Raw genomic sequence first — 23957 nt, forward strand, 5'->3', positions numbered from 1 at the left:
CTAACGGTTGCCGCTGCCGGCCTGGCTGACCGACGCGTCAAGCAGCGGTGCGATCATCTGCGCGATGCGGGTGAGGTTGTGGTCGTAGGCGATGGTGAAGTGGTCCGCGTCCAGGTCGTGGATCACGACCTGGTCACCGACGTATTCGGCGAAGCCGTTGGACGGGTCGGCGTTGCTGCGCGGGATGGCAGGCAGGTCGTTGTCGTTCTCCGCGGCCAGGAAGCCCCGGGTGGCGTGGAACAGGGTTGTCGGAACCGGATCGATCAGCGCGTCCGGCCGGTACTCCTGCAGGATCACGTTGTTTCTCATCATGAGGTCGTGACGCAGCCGGATCTGCCGCCGGATCGCCGTCGCGTCCGGGCGCGCCGGGGATCGACTGACGATGTGCCGCGCGACCACGTCGAGCTGCTCGTCTATCGTGCGGCCGGCCAGGTCCTGCAGGGTGACCCGCTCGGCGACCCCCCACCGTTGGCAGGATGCGTTGCCCAGCATGACTATCGAGAAGCTCTCCGCCTCGGCGTCGGTCACGTGACTCCAGTCGACGCTGTCCCAGGTGGCGGTGGCCGGCATGATGGGGTCGATCACGATGAGACGACTCACCTGCTCCCCCACGGCCTGCAACTGCCGGGCGATCTCGTAGGCCAGCACCCCACCGAAGGAGCATCCGCCCAGGACGAACGGCTCCCCGCCGTGCTGCTCGCGCAGCTCCGCGGTGTACCGGCCGGCCATCTCCCGGACACTGTGGAATTCCTGGGCCACCGCGTCACCACTGACCTGTTCCAGCCCGACTAGCGGCCGGTTCGGGCCGAGGTGCCTGGAGAGGTAGACCGCATAGCTGACCTCGCCGTAGAGGTTGTGCGCCCAGATCGACAGGGGACCGACGCCGTAGCGGTTGATCGGGACGATGGCGCTCGGCTTCGGGGCTGCCACCGCCGGTCCGGCGATGAGGGGCGCGAGATGTCGGGCCCCTTCGGCCGACACCAGCGCACGGGCTGGCAGGTCCAGGTCGTGGATCACCGGCGGCGGGGCGACCCACCGGTCAAAGTCGCCGTCCTGCGTGCTGCCGGTACGCTGCGCGGGGCGTACGACGGTGACGGTCCCGGCGCCGGAGATGGGCCACGGCCGGTAGGCGCGCGCCGCCGCCGCCAGGGCGAGGTACCAGCGTGCCGTCTCGGCGATCCAGGTACGCAGTGCCGGCGCCTCCATCGGCGCGTCGGCGCGCAGGTGGTCCGCTGCCGCGTCGACCACGGCGTCGACGCCGGCATCGGCCAGCGGCAGGTCGGTCAGGGGCGCGGTACGTCCCCACGCGGCGCCGAGCAAGTCGGCGACCGCAGCGACGCATTCGACCAGCGGGGGTGTGGCCGGCGCCGGCTCCGGCTCGGGAGTGCCGATCAGGTGAAGTTCGGCCACCTCCACGCCGCGGTCCATCAGGATGCGTGCGGTCTCGGCCGCGACGTAACCGGCGGTGCCATGGCCGATGATCCGGCACGGGCCGTCCCGGTGGCTCGCCGTGATCGCGTCGGCGCAGCCGGTGGCGAGCCCGCTGATGTCGGCGTCCGGGACGACGCCGAGCCCGAAGCCCGGCGCCTCGATGCCGAACACCGGGCCGGTACCGGCCAGCGCCTCGCGCAGGTGCAGCAACCAGCTCAACTCGCCGGTGTCACCGAACAGACAGTAGGCGGGTGCGCCGTCCGAGGTCCCGCCGAAAGCGATCAGCTCCGTGGCGGGGGCCGCCGTGCCCGGACCCGGCCGCGCCTGGTCGGGACGCTCGGCGGGCGGCGCGTCCGGTAGGACGAAATTCTCGGCGAGGTGTGCCGAGAGCAGGTCCACGTTGTTGTACTCGAGGATGGCGGCCATCGGAATGTGATCGCCGTAACGGCTTTGGATCTGCTGCATGATGCGCAGTGCCCCGATGGAGTCGACGCCGTACGAGCCGAAGTCACGACCGGGGTCGACGGCGTCCACTGGGATGCCGATACCCTCGGCGACCGCTTCACGCACCCGACGGCGAACGGCTCCCGAGTCCGCCGAGGCGGATCCGGCCGGCTGCCGGTCCGACACCGCGACGGTTGCCGGTCCGGCATCGGCTGATGACACGGTCACGGTGGGGCGGGTCGACGGGGCCTCGGCCAGGGACGCGGGCGGGGCGGGGCGGGCCGGGGGCGCGGCCGGGGCCGGCGCCGCCGTTGCGGGCAGCCAGTGCCGCGTCTTCCGGAACGGATAGGTGGGCAGGCTGACGCGGTTGCCCTGTCCCACCGGGTGCAGTGATGCCCACGCGATGTCGGCGCCGTCGACCCAGGCCTGGGCCAGCGGGGCCAGGGCGCCGGCACGGGCCCGGTCGGTGAGATGGTCCAGCACCTCCGAGGTGAGGTCCGGACCGCCGTTGGCACGGCTGGTCAACACCGCCTTGTCCGGTGCCCCGTCCACGAAGGCGCGCAGAGCGTCGGCGAGGTGGCCCAGTGAGTCGCCGACCACGGCGAGTCGGGCGGCGAGCGCTGGGCGGCCCACGCGCAGCGTGTGGGCGACGTCGGCGGGCGGCAGTTCGTGGAGTCGACCGCCGGCCTCGTACCGCTGCAGGAACGAGACCAGGCGTCGTGCGTAGGCGCGCAGGCGCTCGTCGTCCTGCGCGCTGAGGACGAACAGCTGCGGTCCGGCAGGGGTGCTGGCCTGACTGGCCGGCCGAGGAGCCGCCTCCGTCAGGGCCACGTGGGCGTTCGCGCCGCCGTAGCCGAATGAGCTCACCCCGGCCGCCCGTGGCCGGGATTCCCCCGCCCCGGTCCGGGCGTCCCAGGATCGGGTCGAGGTGACCAGGTGAAACGGCGAGGAGCGGAGCTTGACGAGCGGGTTGACCTCCACCAGGTGCAGCGTCGGCGGCAGGATGCGGTGCCGCAGCGACAGGACGACCTTGATGACGCCGGCCACACCCGCGGCGGTTTCCAGGTGCCCGATGTTGCTCTTGACGCTGCCCAGCCCGCACTGCTGCCGTGACGCGCCGGATCCGCGGGCGAACGCGGCCTTGAGGCCCTCGATCTCGATCGGGTCACCGAGCGCCGTGCCGGTACCGTGCGCCTCGACGTAGGACAGGTCGTCGGGGGTGATGCCGGCGCGTTCCCAGGCACGGACCAGCACGTCGGCTTGGGCGGCTGGGTTCGGCGCGGTCAGCGAAGTGGCGTGGCCGCCGTGGTTGACGGCGGTACCGGCGATCACGGCGTGCACGTGGTCGCCGTCGGCCAGCGCCCGGCTCAGCGGCTTGAGCACCAGCGCACCGACTCCCTCACCGCGCACGTATCCGTCGGCACGGGCGTCGAAGGACTTGCACCGGCCGTCGGCCGCCAGCATGCCGGAGTTGCCGAACGCGTCGAAGACGTCGGGAGTGAGGATGACGTTGACGCCGCCGACGACGGCCGCCTCACAGTCACCGCTGTGCAACGCCTGGACCGCCCGGTGGACGGCGACCAGCGAGCTCGAGCACGCGGTGTCGACCGGCTCGCTGGGCCCCCGCAGGTCCAGCAGGAAGGAGAGCCGGTTCGCCACCATGCTGTGGTCGTTACCGGTGACCAGCTGCCCGTCGGCGGTCGTCGCGGCACGGCGGGCGAGCTGGACGTACTCGCTGGAGGCCACGCCCACGAAGACGCCGCAGGCGCTGCCGGCCATCGACGTGGGGTCGTAGCCGGCCTCTTCGATGGCCGACCAGGCGGTCTGCAGGAACAGCCGGTGGTGCGGGTCCATCAGGCCGGCCTCCCGGGGACTGATCCGGAAGAAGTCCGCGTCGAAGGCGTCGATGTCGTCGAGGAACCCGCCCCAGCGCGCCGCGACGGCCTTGTCTTGCCCGGCGAACCGCCCCGACGGAGGCTCGGTGATCAGGTCGTCACCGGAGACCAGGTGGTCCCAGAAGGCGTCGAGGTCCGGTGATCCGGGGAAGGCGCCGGCCATCCCGATGATGGCGATGCCCTCGCCGGTCGACAGGCGTGGTGTGCGGTGCCGCTCGGGGGTGGTCGGGACCGGCGGAGTCGACGGAACCGGCGTGACCGGTGGGGTCGGCGAAGCCGGCGTGACCGGTGGGGTCGGCGAAGCCGGCGTGACCGGTGGAGTCGGCGCGACCGACGTATCCGGAGTCGCGCCACGGACGGCGTCGACGAGCGCCGCGACGTGCGGGAATCCGTAGAGTACGGCGGGATTCATCTCCGCGCCTTTCAGACGGGACAGCCGCGTGGCGAGGGTGACCATGGTGACCGAGTCAAAACCTAGGTCGCTAAGACGGTCGTCGTCGTCGATGTCAGCCGGTCGTACGCCGATGACGTCGGCGATCACTGCCGTAATCTCGCTCGGGGACGGTGCGGCAGGGGTGTCGACGGGATCGTCCCCGGCCGGAGCTGTCGTCATCAGGGGGCGCTCCTCGGTGGTTGGCGACGGTTCGATGGGCGGGAGCCAGTAACTGTCGCGCGCGAACGGGTAGTGCGGCAGCGAGACGATGTGCCGGTCGGACGGGGCGTGCAGGACGGTCCAGTCGACCGTGGTGCCGGACTGCCAGGCGTCCGCGAGCGAGCCGGCGGTGGTGTCGCCGGCTGTTGTGGGTTGCGGTACGCCGTCCGCGGAGGTGACGAAGTCGTCGAGGACCCGGACGGCGTCCTCGTGGTCGCGCACCAACCAGACGGCGCGAGCCTTGAGCGCCGCGCGGCCAGCTTGCAGGGTCCACGCGACGGCGGTCAGCGGCACCTCGGCGCCCGGGCCACGGAGGAAGTCGCGTAGGCGGGCGGCGAGCTGGCGCAACTGCTCCGGTTTGCGGGCTGAGAGCGGAAGCACGTGCTCGGCCGGGGCGGGGGCCGCGGGCTCGGGAGCCGGGGGCGCCTCCTCGACGATCAGGTGGGCGTTGGCCCCACCCGCGCCGAACGAGTTGATCATGGCTCGGCGCGGCACGCCGGGCCGAGCCGGCCACGGGACGGCCTCGCGGACCAGCGGTACGCCGGGGTGCGGGCGGCCGATGGCGGGGGTCCCGACGATGGTGGCGTGCCGCATCTGCAACAGGACCTTGGTGAGCTGGGCCATCCCCGACGCGGCCTCGGCGTGGCCGATCGCGGCCTTCAGCGAGCCGATGGGCGGGAGGTCGGTGAACGCCCGCCGCAGCGCGGCGAGCTCCACCGGATCTCCGATGGCAGACCCGGTGGCGTGCGCCTCCACGTAGTCGATGGACCCGCTGTCCAAGCCCGCCTGTCGCAGCGCCTCGGTGATCAGCGTCGCCTCGGCGTCGGCGTCGGGCACGGCGTATCCCGTGGCGCCACCGTCGGCGTTCAGGCGTGTCGCCACGACGCACCCGTGGACGCGGTCACCGTCGCGGACCGCATCGGAGAGCCTCTTCAGCAGCACGACGCCGACCGCCTCGCCGGTGATCATGCCGTTCGCCTCGGCGTCGAAGACCCGGGGCCGGCCATCGGGTGACAGCATGCCCCCGCGGTTGAGCGCCTCGTCGTGGCTGGGGTGCAGGATGACGTTCGCCGCCCCGGCCAGCGCCACCGCGCACTCGCGGTCCCGCAGGCTGCGGACGGCGAGGTGGATGGCGGTCAGGGCCGACGAACAGGCGGTGTCGACCGCGATGCTGGGGCCGCGCAGACCGAAGCACTGCGACATCCGGTTGGGCAGGCTCCAGCGCGCGGACAGTACCGCCCCGCCGGGCCGGGCGGCGTCGTGCGAGGCGAGCTGCTCGTACTGCGTGTGCATGGCGCCGACGAACACCCCGACGTCCGCGCCCAGACGGCGCCCGCCACCGCCGTCGCCTGTAGGCGGGTAGCCGGCGTCTTCCAGGGCTTCCCACGCCACCTGCAGGAGTTGGCGTTCGGCCGGCTCCATCCGGTGCGCCTCGACCGGGGAGATGCGGAACAGCAGCGGATCGAAGAGGTCGACGTCGGTGAGGTAGGCGCCCCACCGGTGGAAACCCCTCAGGTCGGGGGAACGGCCCGGGGGCACGTCGGTGATCATGGTGGCGCCGGCGCGCAGGGCCGTCCAGAACCCGTCGAGGCCGCTCGCACCGGGATAGCGTCCGGCCAGTCCGATGATGGCGATCGGTTCGTCCGCATGGGCTGGCGGGTTGACGGGCGCCTCCGGCCCAGCGGCAGACGCCGGCGGCATCGGCGGGGTGGACGGGTGACCGGCCACGGCGTCCGGGGTGCCGGCCGGCGGGTCGGCGGGCTGTGCGCTGAGCAACCGCCCGGCGATGGCGTCGAGGGAGCCCTGCGTGGTGTGCGCGGGCAGCGGACCGAAGGTCCGTTCAAGACGCTCCAACAGTTCCATGAGCAGCAGCGAGTCCGCCCCGTAGGTGGAGAGGTCCGCGTCGGTCTCGAGGTCCTCCTCGGGCACCCGCAGCACGTCGGAGCAGATGCGGGTGAGCTCGCCGAGGATCTCGTCCCGCGCTCCACCGGCGCCTGGGGCGGCGGGCATGCCCGGACGGTTCTCCGCCGCCGTGGTGGAGTCCGACGCGACGGACTGGTCGGCGTGGTGCCGCCATCGGCCCTGCTCGGCGACGATGAGGTGCTGGGCGGTGCGCTCGTCGGGCCACCCGTCGACGGCGTGGTGTCGCACGCCACGCAGGCCGGCGGTGGCCAGCACGGCGCTCCACCCGGCGGGGCTTAACAGCGGTGAGTGAGGCAGCCGCAGGTGCTGGTCCTCGGCCAGCCACCAGCCCTCGGTGAGACCAAAGATGAGGGTGACGCTGTCCAGCACGCGGGTGGCCTCGTTGAGCAGCAACACTCCCCCGGCGGCCAGCAGCCGCGCCACATGGTTTGTGGTGCGCTGGATGTCCGGGGTCGCGTGCAGCACGTTGGTGGCGATGACCAGGTCGTAGCGACGCCCCGCGGGTGGCGGCTCGGTGATGTCGAGGACGTCGAAACGGGTCCACGGCTGCGCCCAGGCCCACCGTTGCCGCGCCTGGTGCACCAGAGCCGGCGAGATGTCGGTGAAGTCGTAGGTCAACCTCTCCGCCCGGTCGCGCAGGGTCCGCAGGACCAGGTCGCTGGTGCCGCCGGTGCCGGCCCCGATCTCCAGGATCCGCAGGGCCGCGTCGCTTGCGGACAGTCGTGCGGTGACGAACGCGTCGGCCGCCCGGGCGGTGAGCGTGTTGAAGTGCCGCACCCGCGGGTCGCCGGCGTAGATGGCGGCCATCCGCTCGTGCGAGCCCTTGGGGAAGAGCACGTCCAGACCTCGACGGCGGCCGGCCAGCACGTCCGGTAGCGCGGCGGCGCAGTCGTCGATCAGCGCCAGGGTCGCTTCGGCACCGGGGAAGCGTCGCAGGATGGCGTCGCGGTCCTCCGCGGTGGCCGCGCCGTCCGGGCCGGGCGGCGTGGCGCCGCCGGTCAGCAGCCCGCCGTGGCGCAGTGCCTGGAGCACGGCGTGGTACAGGCGTGCCCGGCTCGGCGGGCCATCGAAGGGCCACGCCGGCCCACCGCTGTCGACGAGGACGCCGTCGCCGGGCAGCGTGCCGGCGTCGCGCAGCGACCGGTACATGCGGAGGCGGCTGTAGGCATCGAGGACGTCGAGGTAGTCCGGAGGGAACGGTTCCGGCGTGCGGTCGAGATGCTCCGTCAGAGCGTGTCGGATCGCACGTAGGGCGGACGACCCGGGGGGCAGCCCCTCGTGCCGCACCGCGTCGTCGACCGGGGTGGCGGCGGCGAGGGCGGCGGCGCGCACCGGGACGACGTGGTCCGCGCCGCCACGCACGATGGTTTCGAAGACCTGGACCCCCTCGGCATCGGAGAGCGACCCCACCCCGGCCCGCGACATGCGTTCGCGGTAGTCCTCGCCGGCGACCGCGCCGTGTTCCCCCCAGTAACCCCAGTCGATCACCTGGACTGGCAGGTGGTGGCGGGCGGCGAAGTAGAGGCCGAGCGCGTCCTGCACGGTGGAACCGGCGGCGTAGTTGGCCTGCCCGGGGTTGCCGGTGTGCGCGATGGCCGACGAGAACAGCGCGACGAAGTCGAGGTTCTCGGCCGCCAGTGCCGCGCACAGGGCCGCCGTTCCCAGTGCCTTCGGGGCGTAGGCGGCATCGAAGGTAGCCGTGTCCATCTGGGCCAGCGTCCGATCGGCCAGAACGAACGCGGTGTGAATCACGCCGTCGATGCCGCCGTACTCGGCGTGCATCGCGGCGACGACCGCGCGCATCTCGTCGACGCGGGTCACGTCGGCCTGCAGGTAGCGCACCTGGGCACCCGCGGCGCGCAGGCTCTCGAGCTGTCCGGGAGGCAGGTCCGGCTCCCGGCGGCGCCCGACGATCGTCAACCGGGCCCGGTAACCGGCGAGCTGGGTGGCGATGGTCTGTCCCAGGCCCCCGCAGCCGCCGATAATCAGGTAGCGGCCCTGCTGCCGGAGCCCCGGCAGCGCCTCGGACGGGGCCGGCGGAACGGCGCGTACCAGCGTCTTCTCAAGCCGGACGCCGCCGCGCCATGCCACCTCGGTCATCGGCTGGGTGGCCGGCTCGGCGGCGAGGCGATGCCGGACGGCGATCCAGTCGCCGTCGGCGGCACCGAGTTCCAGGTCCAACCGGTCGAGGTCGACGCAGACGGTTTCGACGAACGGCAGCTCCCTCGAGATGGTCCGGGCGAGTCCGTGCAGGGCGGCGGCGAGCGGGTTGCCGACAGCCGTGGCCGGATCGGTCTGCTGGGCGTCACTGGTGACGACGACGAGCCGGACGTCGCGCTGACGGCTGGCGGCCAGTGCGCGCGCCACGGCGAGCAGAGCATGCGGCCCGGTGTGACGCGACCGGGCGAGGTGGTCGGGGTCGGCGGGGTCGTACCAACGGTCGTCGACCCCGCCGAGGAAGTAGATGGTGGCCGGGCCCGAGATCCCGCCGGGATCGAACCCGTCATCCAGGCCGATCCGGCGCGCCCGCGGGTACGCGGCGGCGAGCGCGGCCCCGAGGCCATGGTCGTGACGGGTGCTGAGCACCAGCACGGGTTCCGAGGTGGCACGTCGGACGGGGCCGGCCGGCCGGATCTGCCAGGCAGGGCGGTGGTACGGCACGGGCGCCGGTCGGCGCAGGACCCGCAGCCCGGTGACGGCCAGCACGCCCCGGCCCTGACCGTCGCACATCAGCACGTCGAACGTGGCGACGCCGCGCTCCGGATCCAGACCGGTCCGTCGCGCGTGTGCCCAGCGGATGGCGTTCGACGGACCGTACACGTCGATGCGCGCGGCTGCCGCGGGAACGGTGAGATCGTGGGCGTCCTCAGGCAGCGCACCGTGCACGGTGTGCAGGGCGGCGTCCAGGACGCCGGGATCCAGCGGCCAGCCCTCGTCGGTGTCGTCCCGCTCGCCGGCCGAGGGCTGGTCCAGAGCGGCGAGCGCCTCGCCGTCGCCCCCGTACAGCGTCCGCACCCGGCGGTACCGGGGCCCGTACTCCATGTGGTGGGCCACGGCCTGCCCGTAGAGCGTCTCGGCGTCGGTCTGTCGCGGGCACCGTGACCGCACGGCGTCGAGGTCGCACGACGCGCCGTCCGGTTGCGGGTCGGTACGCATCGTGAATGTGGAGTGGACGACGGTGTCCGCACCGGTGCCGCTGCGGATTTCTGCCGACAACCGTCCACCGGCGGGGCGGACCCGCACCGCGCAGGACCGACCGTCGACATCGAGGGGAACCCGCCAGCGGACGTCGTCGACCACGGTGACCGGGATTCCGGCGTGGTGGCCGGCGGCGGACAACGCCAGGGCGAGCTGCGCGACGCCGGCGAGGAGCGGACGGCCGGCGATCAGGTGATCGGCCACCACTGGTGACCGTCGATCCAGGCGTACGTCGAACAGGGATCCGTCCGCCTCATCGGGCACCGGCACGAGGTGTGCCGGTAGGACGGGCCCCGCGTGGGACGAGGGCGCGTCGACGACGACCGGCCAGTGTTCCGGGCCTTCGAAGGGATATGCCGGCAACGGAACCGTGCGCGGTGGGTGGGACCGGGGTACCCGCTGCCAGTCGACGATGGCGCCACCGACCCACCAGGCGGCGAGCGTGTCCCACCGTCGTGACGACAACGCCTCGTCGGCCTCGGCGGGCTCCAACCTCGTGGTCTTCCCGTCGGGTACGTGCCCGTACCGCACCTGCTCGGGCTGTTCGTCGCCGTACCACCGCCTCAGGCGCTCACGAAGCTCGGCCACGGAGGAGGCGCGGACCGCCAAGCGGTGGGCGAGCGCCTGACGGCCGACCTGCAGGGTGTACGCGATGTCGCCGAGCCGCCCGGTGAGCGCCGGGTCGCCGAGCCGGGCGGCCAGCCGGTCGACGACGGCGGCGAGGCGGTCCCGGGTGTTCGCCGAAAGCACCACCAGTTCCTCGGCGCGGTCCCCGCCGTTGCCGGGCGGCGGATCGTCGAGGTATTCCTCGACGACGACGTGTGCGTTGGCACCGCCGGCACCGAACGAACTGACTGCCGCCCGCCGGGGCACCCCCGGCCCGAGGGGCTGCCACGCCTCCCGGTGCCGCGGCAGCCGGAACGGGCTCGCGGCTAGGTCGATACGGGGGTTCGGCGGGTCACTGTGCAGCGTCGGCACCAGTTCCCGATGCCGCAGTTGCAGCAGCACCTTGGTTAGGCCGGCGATGCCCGCGGCGGCCTCGGCGTGGCCGATGCTGGGCTTCACCGACCCGAGTACGCAGTACTGTCGCCGCCCGCCGGGATCGGTGAAGACGCGGCAGAGCCCGTCAAATTCGATCGGGTCGCCCAGCTCGGTGCCGGTCCCGTGCGCCTCCACATAGCTGACCGTTGCGGGCTCTACACCGGCGCGGCCCAGCGCGGCCGAGACCACCTCGGCCTGCGCACGGGGACTCGGGACGGTGTAGCCGTTCGTCCGGCCGCCGTGGTTGACGGCCGTGCCGAGGATGACGGCGTATATGTGGTCACCGTCGGCGATGGCGTCGGCCAGCGGTTTGAGCAGGACCGCACCGATTCCCTCGCCGGGGACGAAGCCGTCGGCGCCGGCACCGAAGGCGCGTAGCGTGCCGTCGCGCGAGATCATCCTTTGTTCGGCGAGCATGGCGAACTTGCTCGGATGCAGATTGAGGTAGGCGCCCCCGGCGACGGCCACCCGGCAGTCGCCGTGCCGCAGACCCTCGCAGGCGACGTGCAGGGCGGTCAGCGATGCCGAGCAGGCCGTGTCGATCACCATGCTCGGCCCGTGCGCGTCGAGGAGGTACGACAACCGGTTGGCGAGGGAGAAGTCCATCGAGTGGGCGGAGATCGGATTGCCCCTACCCCACTGGTCGGCACCGATCAGCTGGTAGCCCAGCCCGGTGGTGCCGACGTACACGCCGATGGCGTGGCCGCCGTCCACCGCCGCGGCGCGCTGCAGGCGTTGGGGGGTGTACCCGCCGTCCTCGATGGCCGACCAGGCGACTTCGAGGAAGAGCCGCTCGGCCGGGTCCATGCGCTGGGCCTCGCGAGGGGCGATGGCGAAGAACAACGAGTCGAAGCGGCGTACGTCCTCGATGAACCCGCCCCAGCGCCCGTAGCTGGTACCGGGTCGCCGGTCGACACCGAAGTAGCGGTGATGGTCCCAGCGGTCCGCCGGTACCTCGGTGATCGCGTCCCGGCCGTCGCACAGCATGCTCCAGAACTCGTCGAGGTCCCGCGCGCCCGGGTACCGACCGGCCGCACCGATGATCGCGATGCCCTCGGAGCCTGGCGTGGCAGACGCGGTGTGAGCCGGACGGGTTCTGGTCGCCCGGGGCGGTGACGGCGCCACGGCCGCCGGTCCGGGGTCGGCGTCGGTGGGAGTGGCGGAGGCGGTGAAAGCGGCCACGGCGGAGCGCAGCGGAGCGGGAAACGCCTCGGCGAGGTGACGGGCGAGTTCGCGGACGGTGCGGTACTCGAAGAAGAGTGTGGCGGGCAGCGGGCCCATCTTCTCCTCGAGCACCACGGCCAGGCGGCGGATGAGCACCGAATCCACGCCGATGGCGGAGAATTCCTGGTCCGCATCCAGCCGGTCGGGCGGAATCCGGGTCACGTCGCTGACGATGCCGACGAGGAAGCGCTCCACGGCACCCGTACCCTCCAGGTCGGTGACGCCCCCGCCGCCCGACTCGGTGTCGCCGGCGCGGGCGTCGACGTACCGGCGGATCCGGTCGGTGTCGCCGTGCGCGACGAGGACCTCCGGGCCGTCGAGGGCCAGCGCCGCGCGCAGGGCCGCCCACCCGTCGTCGGCCGGCATGGCCGTGATGCCCTGCAGCGCCTCGGTGGCCAACCGGTCGCGCTCGGACAGGGTCATGCCGCCGTCTGCCCACAGTGGCCAGGCGATAGACACGGTGCGGCCGCTGCGCAGTCCGGCCCGGACCTGCGCCTGCCGGGTTTCGGCGAAACCGCCGAGGGCACGGCCGGCGGCGGCGTAGTCGGCCTGGCCGGGGGCGCCGAGGTAGGCCGCGACGGAGGAGAAGACGACGAACATCGCCAGGGGGTCGTGCCGGGTGACGTCGTCGAGGTGGCGGACGCCCGCGATCTTCGGCGTCAGCACTCGCCGGTGGGCACCGGCGGCCTTGTTCACCACGTAGGTGTCCTCGTTGACGCCCGCGAGGTGCAGCACCCCGGTCAGGTCCCCGAAGGTGGCGCGGGCCAGGTCGGCGGCGGCGACGACGTCGGCGTGGCGCGTGACGTCGGCACGCACGTACCGGGCGCTGCCGCCGAGCTGCCCGATCCGGGCGCACAGCTCGTCGGTCGCCGCGGTCGGCGCGGAGCGCCCGAGCAGGACCATCCGTGCACCCGTGTCACGGGCGAGCCGTTCCGCGAGCTGCCGGCCGATGCCCCCGGCGCCACCGGAGAGCAGGTACACCCCGCCGGGTGGCAGCGCGGGCGCGTCAGCCGGCCACCCCACCGGGCGCAGCCGCCGTACGGACCGGCGACCGTCGCGGTACCGGATCTCGCCGAGGCCCGGGGAGGCCAGGGAGAGTTCGGAAACTGCCCGACGGACGATCTCCGGCAGGGTCGACGCCTCCGCGGGGGGCAGCGACACCGACAGGAGGCGTAGCCGCCGGTCCTCGAGGGAGGCGATCTGGCCGAAGGCGCCGAGCGCCGCCGCGACGTCCGCGCTGTGCTGGCCGACCGTGGCGAAGACGACCGCGGGCGGGGAACTGGGCCGTCGCCGGATGAGCGTACGCACCAGCGGGTAGGCCACGTCGAGGCTGTGTTCCGGGTCCACCGCGGTCACCACGACGACGGTGCGCGCCGTGCGGCCGCGTCGGTCCAACTCGTCCCACAGGTCGTCCCAGCCACGGTCGTCGGCCGTACCGACGAGATGACCGCCGGCGGAGTCGGTTCGGTAGCCGGCGCCCGGTGTGGCCGTGACCAGGGTGCCCGGCGCGGTGCTGGCTGCGGTGTCTGACGGAAGGTCGCCGTCCAGGACGGTCAACAGGCCCCGGCCGATCTCCTTCGCCCCGACGGGGGCCCCGGCACCGGGCTGCCAGTCGGGCTCGAACAGGCTCAGGCGGCTGAGCGGCCGGTGCGCGTCCGGAGTTACCGTACCGCCTAGGGCGGCCGTCGCCTGGGCGACGGACATGGCCCCGTCACGTACCCGGGCCAGGATCTCCTGCCGCGAGAGGGCGGGATTCATGAGACACCTCCGAGAATGTCGTCGGCCCGCTCCACCGAGATCCGGCCCTGGCTGACGGCATGCAGCAGCTCGGTCAGGTCTGCCGGCGGGGCGTCGCCCGCGTCTGCCGGCGGGGCGTCGCCCGCGGGCGGGACCACCCAGTGGTGGTCGGGGGCGAACGGGTAGGTGGGCAGTGACACCCGGCGTGGCCGATTCGCGGAGTCCGGCGGCTGCCATGCCGGCCCCCCGGTCACCCAGCCCTGCGCGGCCCGGTGCGGGTCGCTGTGCCGCTCGACCGGCGCGCCCGACCCGGCGGTGGCAGTGCCGGTATACACCCCCGGGTAGGCAGTGTGGTTCACGAAGGCGGTCAGCGCGGTCGCAGCGCCGGGCAGGTCGCTGGCGACCACGGCCAGCCGGTGCGGCATCTCGTCGCGTCCAACCCGCAGGGTGTGCGCGACGTCGGCGATGTCAGGCAGGTCACTGGTTGAGTCGAGGAAGTCGGCAAGTCGGCTCGCGGCGGCGGTCAGTGCCGTGCCGGTTCGCGCGGACAGGCAGAGCATGTGCGGGCCGGTGCGCGTACCGACCCGTGGCGGGTGCGGATGGTCCTCGAGCAGGACGTGTGCGTTGGTGCCGCCCAAGCCGAAGGAACTGACCGCGGCCCGGCGCGGCAGGCCGGCGGGCGCCCACGGTCGCGGGCGGTCGAGTACGTAGAAGGGACTGCCCTCCAACTCCAGCAACGGGTTCGCCGTGGTGTAGTGGATGGTGGGCGGCAGGACTCCGTGGCGCATGGCAAGGACCGTCTTCACCACCCCCGTCAGCCCGGCCGCCGCCTCGAGGTGGCCCATGTTCGATTTGACCGACCCGAGGCCGCACCAGGCCGTGACCGGTTGGTCGTCGGCCTGTCCGGTGAGGTCGGCGAACGCCATTCGCAGCCCCCGTACCTCCACCGGGTCGCCGAGTTGGGTCGCGGTCCCGTGGGCCTCGACGTAGGCCACCGTGCGTGGGTCGACGCCTGCGTTGCGGTACACCCTGGCGATCAACTCGGCTTGCGCGGCCGGCTCCGGCATCATCAGGGAACTGGCGTGGCGACCTCCCCCGTGCGAGACGCCGCTGCCGCGGATGACGGCGTGCACCGTGTCGCCGTCGGCAAGGGCGCGTGACAGCGGCTTGAGCAACACCGCCACCGCGCCCTCTCCCCGGACCATGCCGTTGGCCCGGGCGTCGAAGGTGGCACACCGGCCGTCCGACGACAGCACACCGAGCTGGCCCAGGGCGACGAACAGGTCGGCGGTGAGGAAGAGGTGGACGCCACCGACGATCGCGGCGTCGCACTCGCCCGCGCGGATGCTGGTGACTCCACGGTGCAGTGCCGTGAGCGAACTCGAGCAGGCGGTGTCGACCGCTTCGCTGGGCCCGTGCAGATCGAGGTGGTACGACAGCCTGTTGGCGATCAGACAGTGACCGCTGCTGGTGATGAAATGCCCCTCGCGATGCCGGCCGGCAGCCTGCAGGATCCCGTCGTAGTCCCGGGAGGTCGCGCCGACGAACACGCCGGTGCGGCTGCCGCGCAGCGAGCCCGGGCCGTGGCCGGCGTCCTCGACCGCCCGCCACGCCGTCTGCAGCAGGATGCGCTGCTGCGGGTCCATCAGCTCGGCCTCGAACGGAGTCACGCCGAAGAAGGCCGCGTCGAACTCGTCCACCCCGTCGCAGAAAGCCCCCCAGCGGCTGTTCACGCGCCCCGCCTCGGTACGCGGATCGCCGTAGACCTCCCGCCAGTCGAAGCGGTCACGGGGAATCTCGGTGACCAGATCTGCGCCGCGGGCCAGGTGATCCCACCACTGCCGCAGGTCGGCCGACTGCGGGAACTTCGCCGCCATCCCGACGATAGCCACCGGGTCGTCGTTCTCCAGTACCGACGTCGGGGTGGCCGCTGCGGTCTCGCCCGCCGTCGGGGTGGCCGCTGCGGTCTCGCCCGCCGTCGGGGTGCCGGTCAGCGCGGCGGCGCCCACCCGGGTACTGAGGTGCTCGGCGAGGTCCTCGATGGTGGGATGTTCGAAGAGCAGGACCTTCGACAGTTCTCCGAAGTCGGCCTCCAAGGCCCGCGCGAGTTGGATGGCGCTCAGCGAATCCATGCCGAATTTGTCGAAGGTGGCAGCCGGGTCGACGGATTCCTCCGACATGCCGAAGAACTCGCCGAACGTAGTCCGCAGGTGGCGGCGTACCGCGTCCACGGTCCGCGGGCCGCCCGGGGGCGGCTCCGGGACCGGTGCCGCGGCGACGGGGGCAGCGGGCTCGGCGGGCACCGGCTTGGTGCGGACCGCCGCCACGGCCAGCGGGGCCTCGCCCGTGGTGCTGGCGCTCGGGGCGGTGACCGCGACGATGACGCTGTTGTCGAAGTCGGCCTCGTCCTGGTCAACGCTGCCATAGGCGACGCTGCCGCTGAACCCGTTGCCGGCCAGCAGGGACCGCCACATCGGCGCGGTGAGCAGTGGTGAGCCCGGCAGCCGGCGGGAGGGGTCCGTGCTGGCCCAGTATCCGGGCAGGGCACCGATCATCGCGGTGACGAAGTCCCGGCTGCGAGTCAGTTCCTGCAGCACGAACAGGCCACCGGGGGTCAGGAGCCCGGCGACACGCCCGACGCTCTCCGCCACGTCGCGGGTGGCGTGCACCGCGTTGGCCGCGATGACGATGTCGGCGCTCGACGGCGCGAAACCCTGGTCCGCCAGGGGTCGGTCCAGGTCGAGGACCCGGAACTCGACCGGGGTTCGGCGCGACGCGAACGTCGTGCGGGCGGTGGGCAGGAAGGACGGGGAGACGTCGGTGAAGGTGTACCGCACCGGGACCTCCGCCTCTTCGAGGGCGGCGAGAACGGCGTGTGTCGTGCCGCCGGTGCCGGCGCCGATCTCCAGGACGCGCACCGGGCGTCCGGGCTCCCCGAGGTGCCGCGCGTGGCTGGTGACGGCCTGGGCGGCGAGGTCGTTGAAGTGGCGGGCGATGGCGCTGTCGCGGTAGATCGCGGCGAGCAGCTCCGGGTGTTGCGGTGCGAAGTACACCTCCAGAGGGTCGGCGTCGCCAGCGATGATGGCTGGCAGCTGGGGCAGACAGACGCGAACCAGGTTCGTCCAGGCGGCGAGTTCGGGGTGGTCGCGGGTGAGGGCGTCGAGCTCCTCGGTCAACGCGACGTTGTCACCGGTGCGGTCGGCGGGGGAGGTACGTGCCAGCAGCTCCGTCAGCGCCGCCACGAGACGGTCGTACCGGGGGTCGGCTCCAGAGGCCAGCGTGGCCGGGGACGGGAAGAGCAGGCGGCACCATCGGCGTACCAGGTCGTCGAGGCGGTCCATGCCGGTGGCCACCCGACGACCGGAGAACGCGCTGTCGTGAACCCACCGCCGCAGCTCGTCGTCGGCCCCGGCCGGGTCCTGGCCGCCCGGCGCGGCGGTGGCCGTGGGCAGGGGCCGGTACCAGTACCGGTTACCGGCGAAGGGGTGCGCCGGCAGGGTCAGCCGCACGGCGTCCGGGCCCGGCAGGTCGCTGGCCGTACCGGCCGCCCATTGCGTCGCGGCCGAGCGTTGGGCGGCGGACACCGGACAGTCCGGATCGCGGTACACGGCAGGGATCTGGACGCCGTCGCGCAGGACCCGGTCGAGCTGGCGCAACAGCTGCGGCATGGAGCTGGCGATGAGCACGACCCGGGCGGGCAGCGGATCCCGGCCGTGGACGAGGGTGGCGCTGACCCCCGCCAGCGGGAGGTGGGCATGCTCCTGCAGGTGGTCGCGGTGACGTCGCACCAGATCGTGCAGGCGATCGTCGTCGATGGCGGAGTACGGGAACAGCAGCGGCGCCGGCTCGTCGGGTGGCGTGCTCCGCGCCGGGGCCTCCTCGACCACGCAGTGCGCGTTCGCTCCGCCGAACCCGAACGAGCTGACGGCGGCTCGACGCGGACCCCCCGGCGACCACTTCACCGGTTCGGTGTTGATGAACAGCGGGCTGTCGTCCAGCGCGCAGTATGGGTTCAGGCGCTGGTAGGACGGCATGGCGGGGATCATTCCGTGCCGCATAGACAGGATGACCTTGATGAGGCTGACGATGCCGGCGGCGCCCTCGGCGTGCCCGAGGTGCGCCTTCGCCGAGCCGAGCGCACAGAAAGCGGTGCCGCTGGTGTGCTCGCGCAACGCCGCGGCGATCGCGTCGACCTCGATCGGGTCACCGAGCTTCGTACCGGTGCCGTGGGCCTCGAAGTAGGTGATCCCGGCCGGGTCGACACCGGTGTCGGCCCACGCCTGCCGCAGCAGCTCGCTCTGCCGCTGCGGGTGCGGTGCCGTCAGCGACCCGGCGTGGCCCCCGTGGTTGACGGCGCTGCCGCGGATGACCGCCAGGACCGGGTCGCCATCCGCGAGCGCCCTGTCCAGCGGCTTGAGCAGAACCGCGCCGACCGCTTCGGCGGGCACGTAGCCGTCGGCCCGCTCGTCGAAGCTGTGGCAGCGGCCGGACGGCGACAGCGCGCCGATGGCGAGGCTGCGCCGGTAGTGCTGTGCGGTGAGGATCAGGTTCACACCGGCGGCGAACGCCATGTCGCACGAGCCGTCCCGCAGTGCCTGCACAGCGAGGTGAACAGCGTACAGCGACGACGAGCAGGCGGTGTCGACGGTGAGGCTCGGGCCGGTCAGGTCGAAGTGGTGCGACGCCCGGTTGGCCGCCATCACCACGGCCGTTCCCGTCACGTCGTAGGCGACCGTGTCCCGGCCGTTCGCGATCATGTCGTCGGCATAGTCGTGGAAGCACCGGCCGACGAACATTCCGGTCGCCGAGCCGCGCACGGACGGGGTGACCGCCGCCGCGTCGGCCGTCTCGTAGAGGACCTCGAGCAGCAGCCGGAGCTGCGGATCCATGCTGTCCGCCTCCGCCTTCGAGATGCCGAAGAAGGGTGCGTCGAACCGGGCCACGTCATCGAGGAAGCCGCCCTCGTGCGGCACCAGACCCTCCGCGAGGGTGTCCGGCGCGGTGCCACGGCGCCCGGCCGGGACGGCGGTGACGAGGTCCTTGCCTTCCGCCAGATCCCGCCAGAAGCGCGTGACGTCACGGGATCCGGGAAAGCGCCCCGCCATGCCGATGACCGCGATGGCCGACCGGTCGGCGGCGTCGGCCGGCGGTGTCGCGGGCGGGGGGTACGGGCGTACGGCCGGTCGCTGCTCGCTCAGGTGGGCGGCCAGGCGCTCAGCGTCAGGGTAGCGGAACATGTCCGTCGGCGGGACCGGTACGGCCAAGTCCCGTTCCAGTTCGGCGGCCACCTCGACGAGCTGTTGGGAGGAGAGGCCGAGGTCGAGGAAGCTGACGGTGCGCAGGTCGTCGTCGTGCGGTACCGGCCGGCCCCCGTTGAGCTTGCCGCGCAGCAGGTCGGTGGTGTGCGCCAGGACGTCGGCGAGCGTCTGCCGGTGGTGGGTGGGCTCGGTGGCCGCCAGCGGTGGCGGCGCTGCCGACGGCGGCGGGCCGGGCGGTCCGGGGACGTCCGGGGCGAGGTACGGGACGGCGGCGAGCATGCGGGACCGGTCACCGTGCAACACCACTGTCTGGACGCCGGGGTTTGCCAGGGCGACCTCGATCGCCGCCAGCCCGGTGCTCGTCTCGAGCATCGTCATCCCGACGCGGTCGAGGATCAGGTCCGCCACCGCTGGATCGGGACGCATCCCGCCGTGCCGCCACAGCGGCCAGTTGACGGCCACCGTACGGCCACGGCGATCACCGCACAGACGCTGGGTGTCACGCCACGCGGCGAAGGCATCGGCGAAGCGGTTACCGGCGGCGTAGTCGGCGGCTCCCGCGCTGCCCAGGACCGACGCCACCGAGGAGTAGATCAGGAAGAACTCGAGGTCGCTGTGGCGGGTGGCCAGGTCCAGGTTCACGGTGCCGCGTACCTTCGCCGCGAGGACCCGCTGGACGGAGTCGGCGCTCTTGTTGACGATCAGCGCGTCCTCGATGCTTCCGGCGCTGTGCACCACACCGGTGAGCGGGCCGTGGCGCTGTTCGATCTCGGCCACGCATGCCCATACCTGGTGCGGATCGGTGATGTCGACGGTGTGGTGCTCGGCCCGGGTGGCGCCGGCGCGCAACTCGGTCAGGAGGGCTTCGGTCGTCGCGTCAGCCGGGCTGCGGCTGGCCAGCACGACAGTCACACCCGGCGCGGCGGCGAGCATGCGGGCGGTGTGCGCGCCGAGCCCGCCGGTCCCGCCGGCGACGAGGTAGATGCCACCGGGACGGGCCACCGGCGTGGGCTGCGGTGCGGGCGTCAGTGGCGTGACCATGAGGGCGTGCCGGTCGCCGCCGTCGCGGCGGACCTCGACGTGCTCGACGTCCGCGGCCTCGTCGAGGATGTCCGCGATGGACGGCGGCGGGTCGGTGAACCAGACCACTTTCACGGCGAGTTTCGGTTGTTCCAGCCGCACGCTGCGGGCGAGGCCGCCCACCGCCGCCAGGTGCGGTTGCTCCTGCGCGCCGGCGTAGGCGAAAAGGATCGGTGTCAGCTGCCGGACGCGGGTCACCATGGCCTGGCACAGGGCGAACATCGAGGTGGTGGGGGTGAGGTCGGCCGGGTCCGTGCCACCGTCGTCGAGATGCCACAGGTTCAACGCCACGGTGGGGGTCACCCCGTGGGCCCGCAGATCGTCGAGCACGGCGGTGAGGTGCCCGGCGTCACCGGGGCGGACCTCGTACAGGTCGTCCCCGACCCGGCGGAAGGCGGCCCCGGGGCGGACCTGAACGACCCGGGGGCCCATCGACCGCACGCTCGTCGCCCGGGCGGGTCCGGCGTCGAGGAGCAGGACCGTGTCGTCGCGGCCGAGCCGGTGCGGCGCCGCCGGCAGCGGCGCCCATACCGGCCGCAGGTACACGACCTCCGCGTCGGGGGTGGGAACCGGCTGCTGCGCCGGGCGTGCGTGGTCCACACCAGGGGTGGGTGGCGCCGTGTCGCTTCCCCCCAGCCAGTAACGCTCGCCGGAGAACGGGTACGTCGGCAGGGACACCCGCCGGGCGCCCGGGATGTCGGGCCAGGTGACGGTCTCCCCCGCCACCCACCGGCGCGCCAGGTCGGCCGGGACGTCGCCGCGGTCGCCCGCCGCCGCGACCGGTGGGGTCGCCCGGTTTCCGCGCACGGCGCCGCTGGGCTCACGACCGTCGACGATCGCGTGCAGCACCTCGCGCAACCGCGTCGCGGTGGACGCAACGACAGCGAGGCGTTCGGGATGGTGCCGGCGTCCGTGCTGCAGGGTGTGGGCGACGTCGGCCAGGGACAGTTCCGGGTGCCGGTCGAGGTGCTCACCGAGGCGGCGGGCGGCCGTCTCGAGCTGTTGCGCGGTGCGTGCCGAGAGGGGAACGACATACGTGCCGTGGACCTCGGCGGTGTCGCGTGCTGCGGTCCGGTACTCCTCGATGATGGCGTGCGCGTTGGCTCCGCCGGCACCGAAGGCGCTCAGCGCCGCGCGGAGCGGCTGAGCCGCCCCGGTCTGCGGGTCGGTGGGAGCCAGCCACGGGGTCGGGCGACGCGGAAAGTGGAAGCGGGTCCCGTCGAGGTGGATGGCGGGGTGGGGGTCGGCCCCGGTGGCGCGCGGTGGAACCGTCCGGTGTCGCATGGCCATCAGGATCTTGGTGAGGCCGACGATGCCGGCGGCCGCCTCGAGATGACCGAACATCTCCTTGACCGAGCCTAGGGCGCAGCCGGCGGACAGACCGCTGCCGTATGCCTCGCTGAGCGCCGCGAACTCGATCTGGTCGCCCAGGACGGTGCTGCTGGCGTGCGCCTCGATGAGGGTCACGGTCTCCGGAGCCACGGCGGCGTCGGCCAGGGCCGCCGTCATGACATCGAGTTGCGCATCCGGGTTGGGCACCGAGTAACCAGCGGTCCGGCCGCTGTGTCGCAGCGCGGTGCCGCGGACCAGGCCGTAGATGTGGTCGCCGTCGGCGACGGCCTCGGCCAGCGGACGCACGAGAACCACGCCGACGCCTTCGCCGGGGACGTAGCCGTCGGCGTCCCGGGCAAACGGGCGGCACCGCCCCCTGGCCGACAGCAGGCCCAGGTCGGCCAGGCGCAGGTACTTGTACGGGTGCAGCGACAGGTTCACACCGCCGACGAGCGCGGCGCGGCACTCCCCACGGCGGATGCTCTCCTTCGCCAGGTGCAGTGCGGTCAGGGCGGCAGAGCAGGCGGTGTCCACGGTGAGGCTGGGCCCGTGGAGGTCCATCTGGTGCGAGACCCGGTTGGACAGCGCGGACGGCCACGATCCGGCGGGCCGCAGGTCGCTGCCGGATCGGAGACGGTCGAAACCGTGCAGGGTGTAGTCATTCCACATGACGCCGGCGAAGACGCCGACCGCGCCGCCACACCGCGCCGCGAGGTCCTCGGGCCGGTGGCCCGCGTCCTCGAACGCCTCCCACGCCGTCCGGAGGAAGAGCCGCTCGTGCGGATCCATCAGGAGAGCCTGGTCACCGGTCAGGTGGAAGAACTCCGGTTCGAAGTCGGCGAAGCCGTCGTAGAAGGCTCCCCACCGGCCGTACGTGCGGCCGGGTCGGCCCCGGTCGGCGCTGAAGTAGCGGTCGTGGTCCCACCGGTCGGCGGGTATCTCGGTGATCATGTTCTCGCCGCTCAGCAGCCGTGCCCACAGTCGCTCGGGATCGTCCGCGCCCGGGTAGTGCCCGGCCAGGCCGACGACGGCCAGGGTGTCCGCGGCAGCGTCGGTCCCGCCGTGCGAGGCGGAGGGACGCGGCGCGACGGCGGGAGGGGGCACGGCGGCCGACGGCGATCCCCCGTCGCGGGCGACATGATGGCCTTGCTCGTGCAGGTGCGCCGCGAGCTGCCGGACCGTCGGGTGCTCGAATAACAGGGTGGGGTACAGCGTCGTGCCGAGACGCCGCTCAAGGGTGCCGACGATGGCGAGCAGATGCATGGAGTCCAGGCCGAGGTCGTAGAAGCCCTGGTCGGTCTCGATGGTGTGCGCGGGCCGGCGCAGTCGCTCGGCCACGAGGTCACGGATCAGCCCGGCGAGGTCGTCACCTCCGGCGGTCCGCGTTGGCGACGCATCGCTGTGCTCCTCCGCCGCTGCGGTGGTCACGCCGGCACGGCCGCGTCCGGTCGCGTCGGTGATCGCGGCCGCGGCGCGAATCCGTTTGGCGCGGAACCCGGCCATGCGCACCAGGAGGGCGCCGTCGGGTGCGCAGATGTCGATGTCGGCTTCGAACAGGTCGGCGTCCAACCCGCCGGTCGGGGGGTTCGGGACGTGGATGACGTTACGGGTTCCGACCGGGGCGTGGCATCGCACCGACTCGATGTAGAGGGGAATGAACGGGTTCGTAGCGCTCCGCCGTTGCTCCTCGGGCATCAGCGCCATGGGGACCAGCGTGGCGAAGTCCAGGACGGCCGGGTGGGCGGCGAAGTGGTCGAGGTACGGCTGCGCGGCCGGATCCAGGTGCATGTCGGCTACGGCGAAGCCGTCGCCCAGGTGGACCGCGCCGTCGGCCTTCATGAAGCCGGTGTGCCGGATGTCGAGACCCCGGACGAAGCTGTAGAGCCGGTCGATGTCGTAGGTTTCCGTCGCCGCACCCAGGAGGCCGGCGACGTCGACGCGACCGGCGGAGCTCGCGGCGAGGCGCACCTGCGCACGGCAGTTGTCCTCCCAGTCGTCGGAACCGATTGGCGCGCTGGAGACCGTCACCGGCCAGTGGCCCTCGTCGGTGCGGGCGTCGATCTCGACACGGATCCGCCGTCCGGTGCCGCCGCGGTCGATCACAGGCGCCAGGAACAGGCAGCCGCGGATCTCGACATCGGCCGGTGCCACGCCGCTGCGCCGCACCAGTCGCAGGATCAGGTCGATCAGGAAGACGCCCGGCAGCACCGGCACGGAGTGCACGAGGTGCTCCCGAAGCGGGTGGTCCTGCGCCGTCACAGTGGTGACCGCCCGTGTGCCGTCGAGCTGCCCGTCAGCGCCTGTGGTGGATGCGGCCATCAGCGGAGGTCCTCCAGTTCGAGCAGGGGGGATCGTGCGGGTACCGGCGCGAGCGCCGGTCCGTCGACCCAGAAGCGGCGGCGGTGGAAGACCGGGGCGGGCAGTGCCTCGCGCACGGATCCGCCGCGGGGTGTCTCGTCGCTCAGGGGTTCGCGGACCACGACGTGACAGTTGGTGCCGCCGAAGCCGAAGGCGCTGACCCCGGCTCGCCGTACGCCGTGACGGACCGGCCACTCCCGCAACCGCAGGTTCGGATAGAACGGTGACTCGTCGAAGGCGAACCGGGGGTTGGGACGCCGGCAGTGCAGGGTCGGCGGCAGCGCGCGGTGGCGCAGCGACAGCATCACCTTGTGCAGGCTCGCCATGCCGGCCGCCATGAGCAGATGGCCGAGGTTGGACTTGACGCTGCCGATCGCGCAGAAG

At 72.8% G+C, this 23957-nt stretch carries 3 protein-coding genes (1 of these 3 running past the window's edge); all 3 read right to left on the reverse strand.

Annotated elements, in window-relative coordinates:
- Tightly spaced (each overlapping or abutting the next), the 3 genes in view from B116_RS27725 to B116_RS25765 form a layout consistent with a single transcriptional unit that may run on beyond the window.
- On the reverse strand, nt 1-13566 hold the full coding sequence (locus B116_RS27725) for an SDR family NAD(P)-dependent oxidoreductase (RefSeq protein WP_033667811.1): 13566 nt from the start codon (nt 13564-13566) through the stop codon (nt 1-3).
- A complete protein-coding gene (locus B116_RS0122875; RefSeq protein WP_027661435.1) occupies nt 13563-23534 on the reverse strand; it encodes an SDR family NAD(P)-dependent oxidoreductase in 9972 nt (3323 codons plus the stop codon). The genes B116_RS27725 and B116_RS0122875 overlap by 4 nt, the downstream gene beginning before the upstream one ends.
- Nucleotides 23534-23957, reverse strand: partial view of an SDR family NAD(P)-dependent oxidoreductase gene (locus B116_RS25765; protein WP_050591913.1) — the final stretch only. Its footprint extends 11672 nt past the window's final position; 424 of the gene's 12096 nt are visible here — the last part of the coding sequence; its start codon lies off the right edge, out of view — the gene reads right to left on this strand; it ends in the stop codon at nt 23534-23536. The genes B116_RS0122875 and B116_RS25765 overlap by 1 nt, the downstream gene beginning before the upstream one ends.

It is taken from the genome of Salinispora fenicalii, from assembly GCF_000514815.1.
Classification (GTDB): domain Bacteria; phylum Actinomycetota; class Actinomycetes; order Mycobacteriales; family Micromonosporaceae; genus Micromonospora; species Micromonospora fenicalii.

What these genes read in the sequence shown, in the direction of transcription:
- B116_RS27725 (WP_033667811.1), bottom strand. Translation starts at nt 13,566, where the DNA reads ATGAATCCCGCCCTCTCGCGGCAGGAGATCCTGGCCCGGGTACGTGAC.
- B116_RS0122875 (WP_027661435.1), bottom strand. Translation starts at nt 23,534, where the DNA reads ATGGCCGCATCCACCACAGGCGCTGACGGGCAGCTCGACGGCACACGG.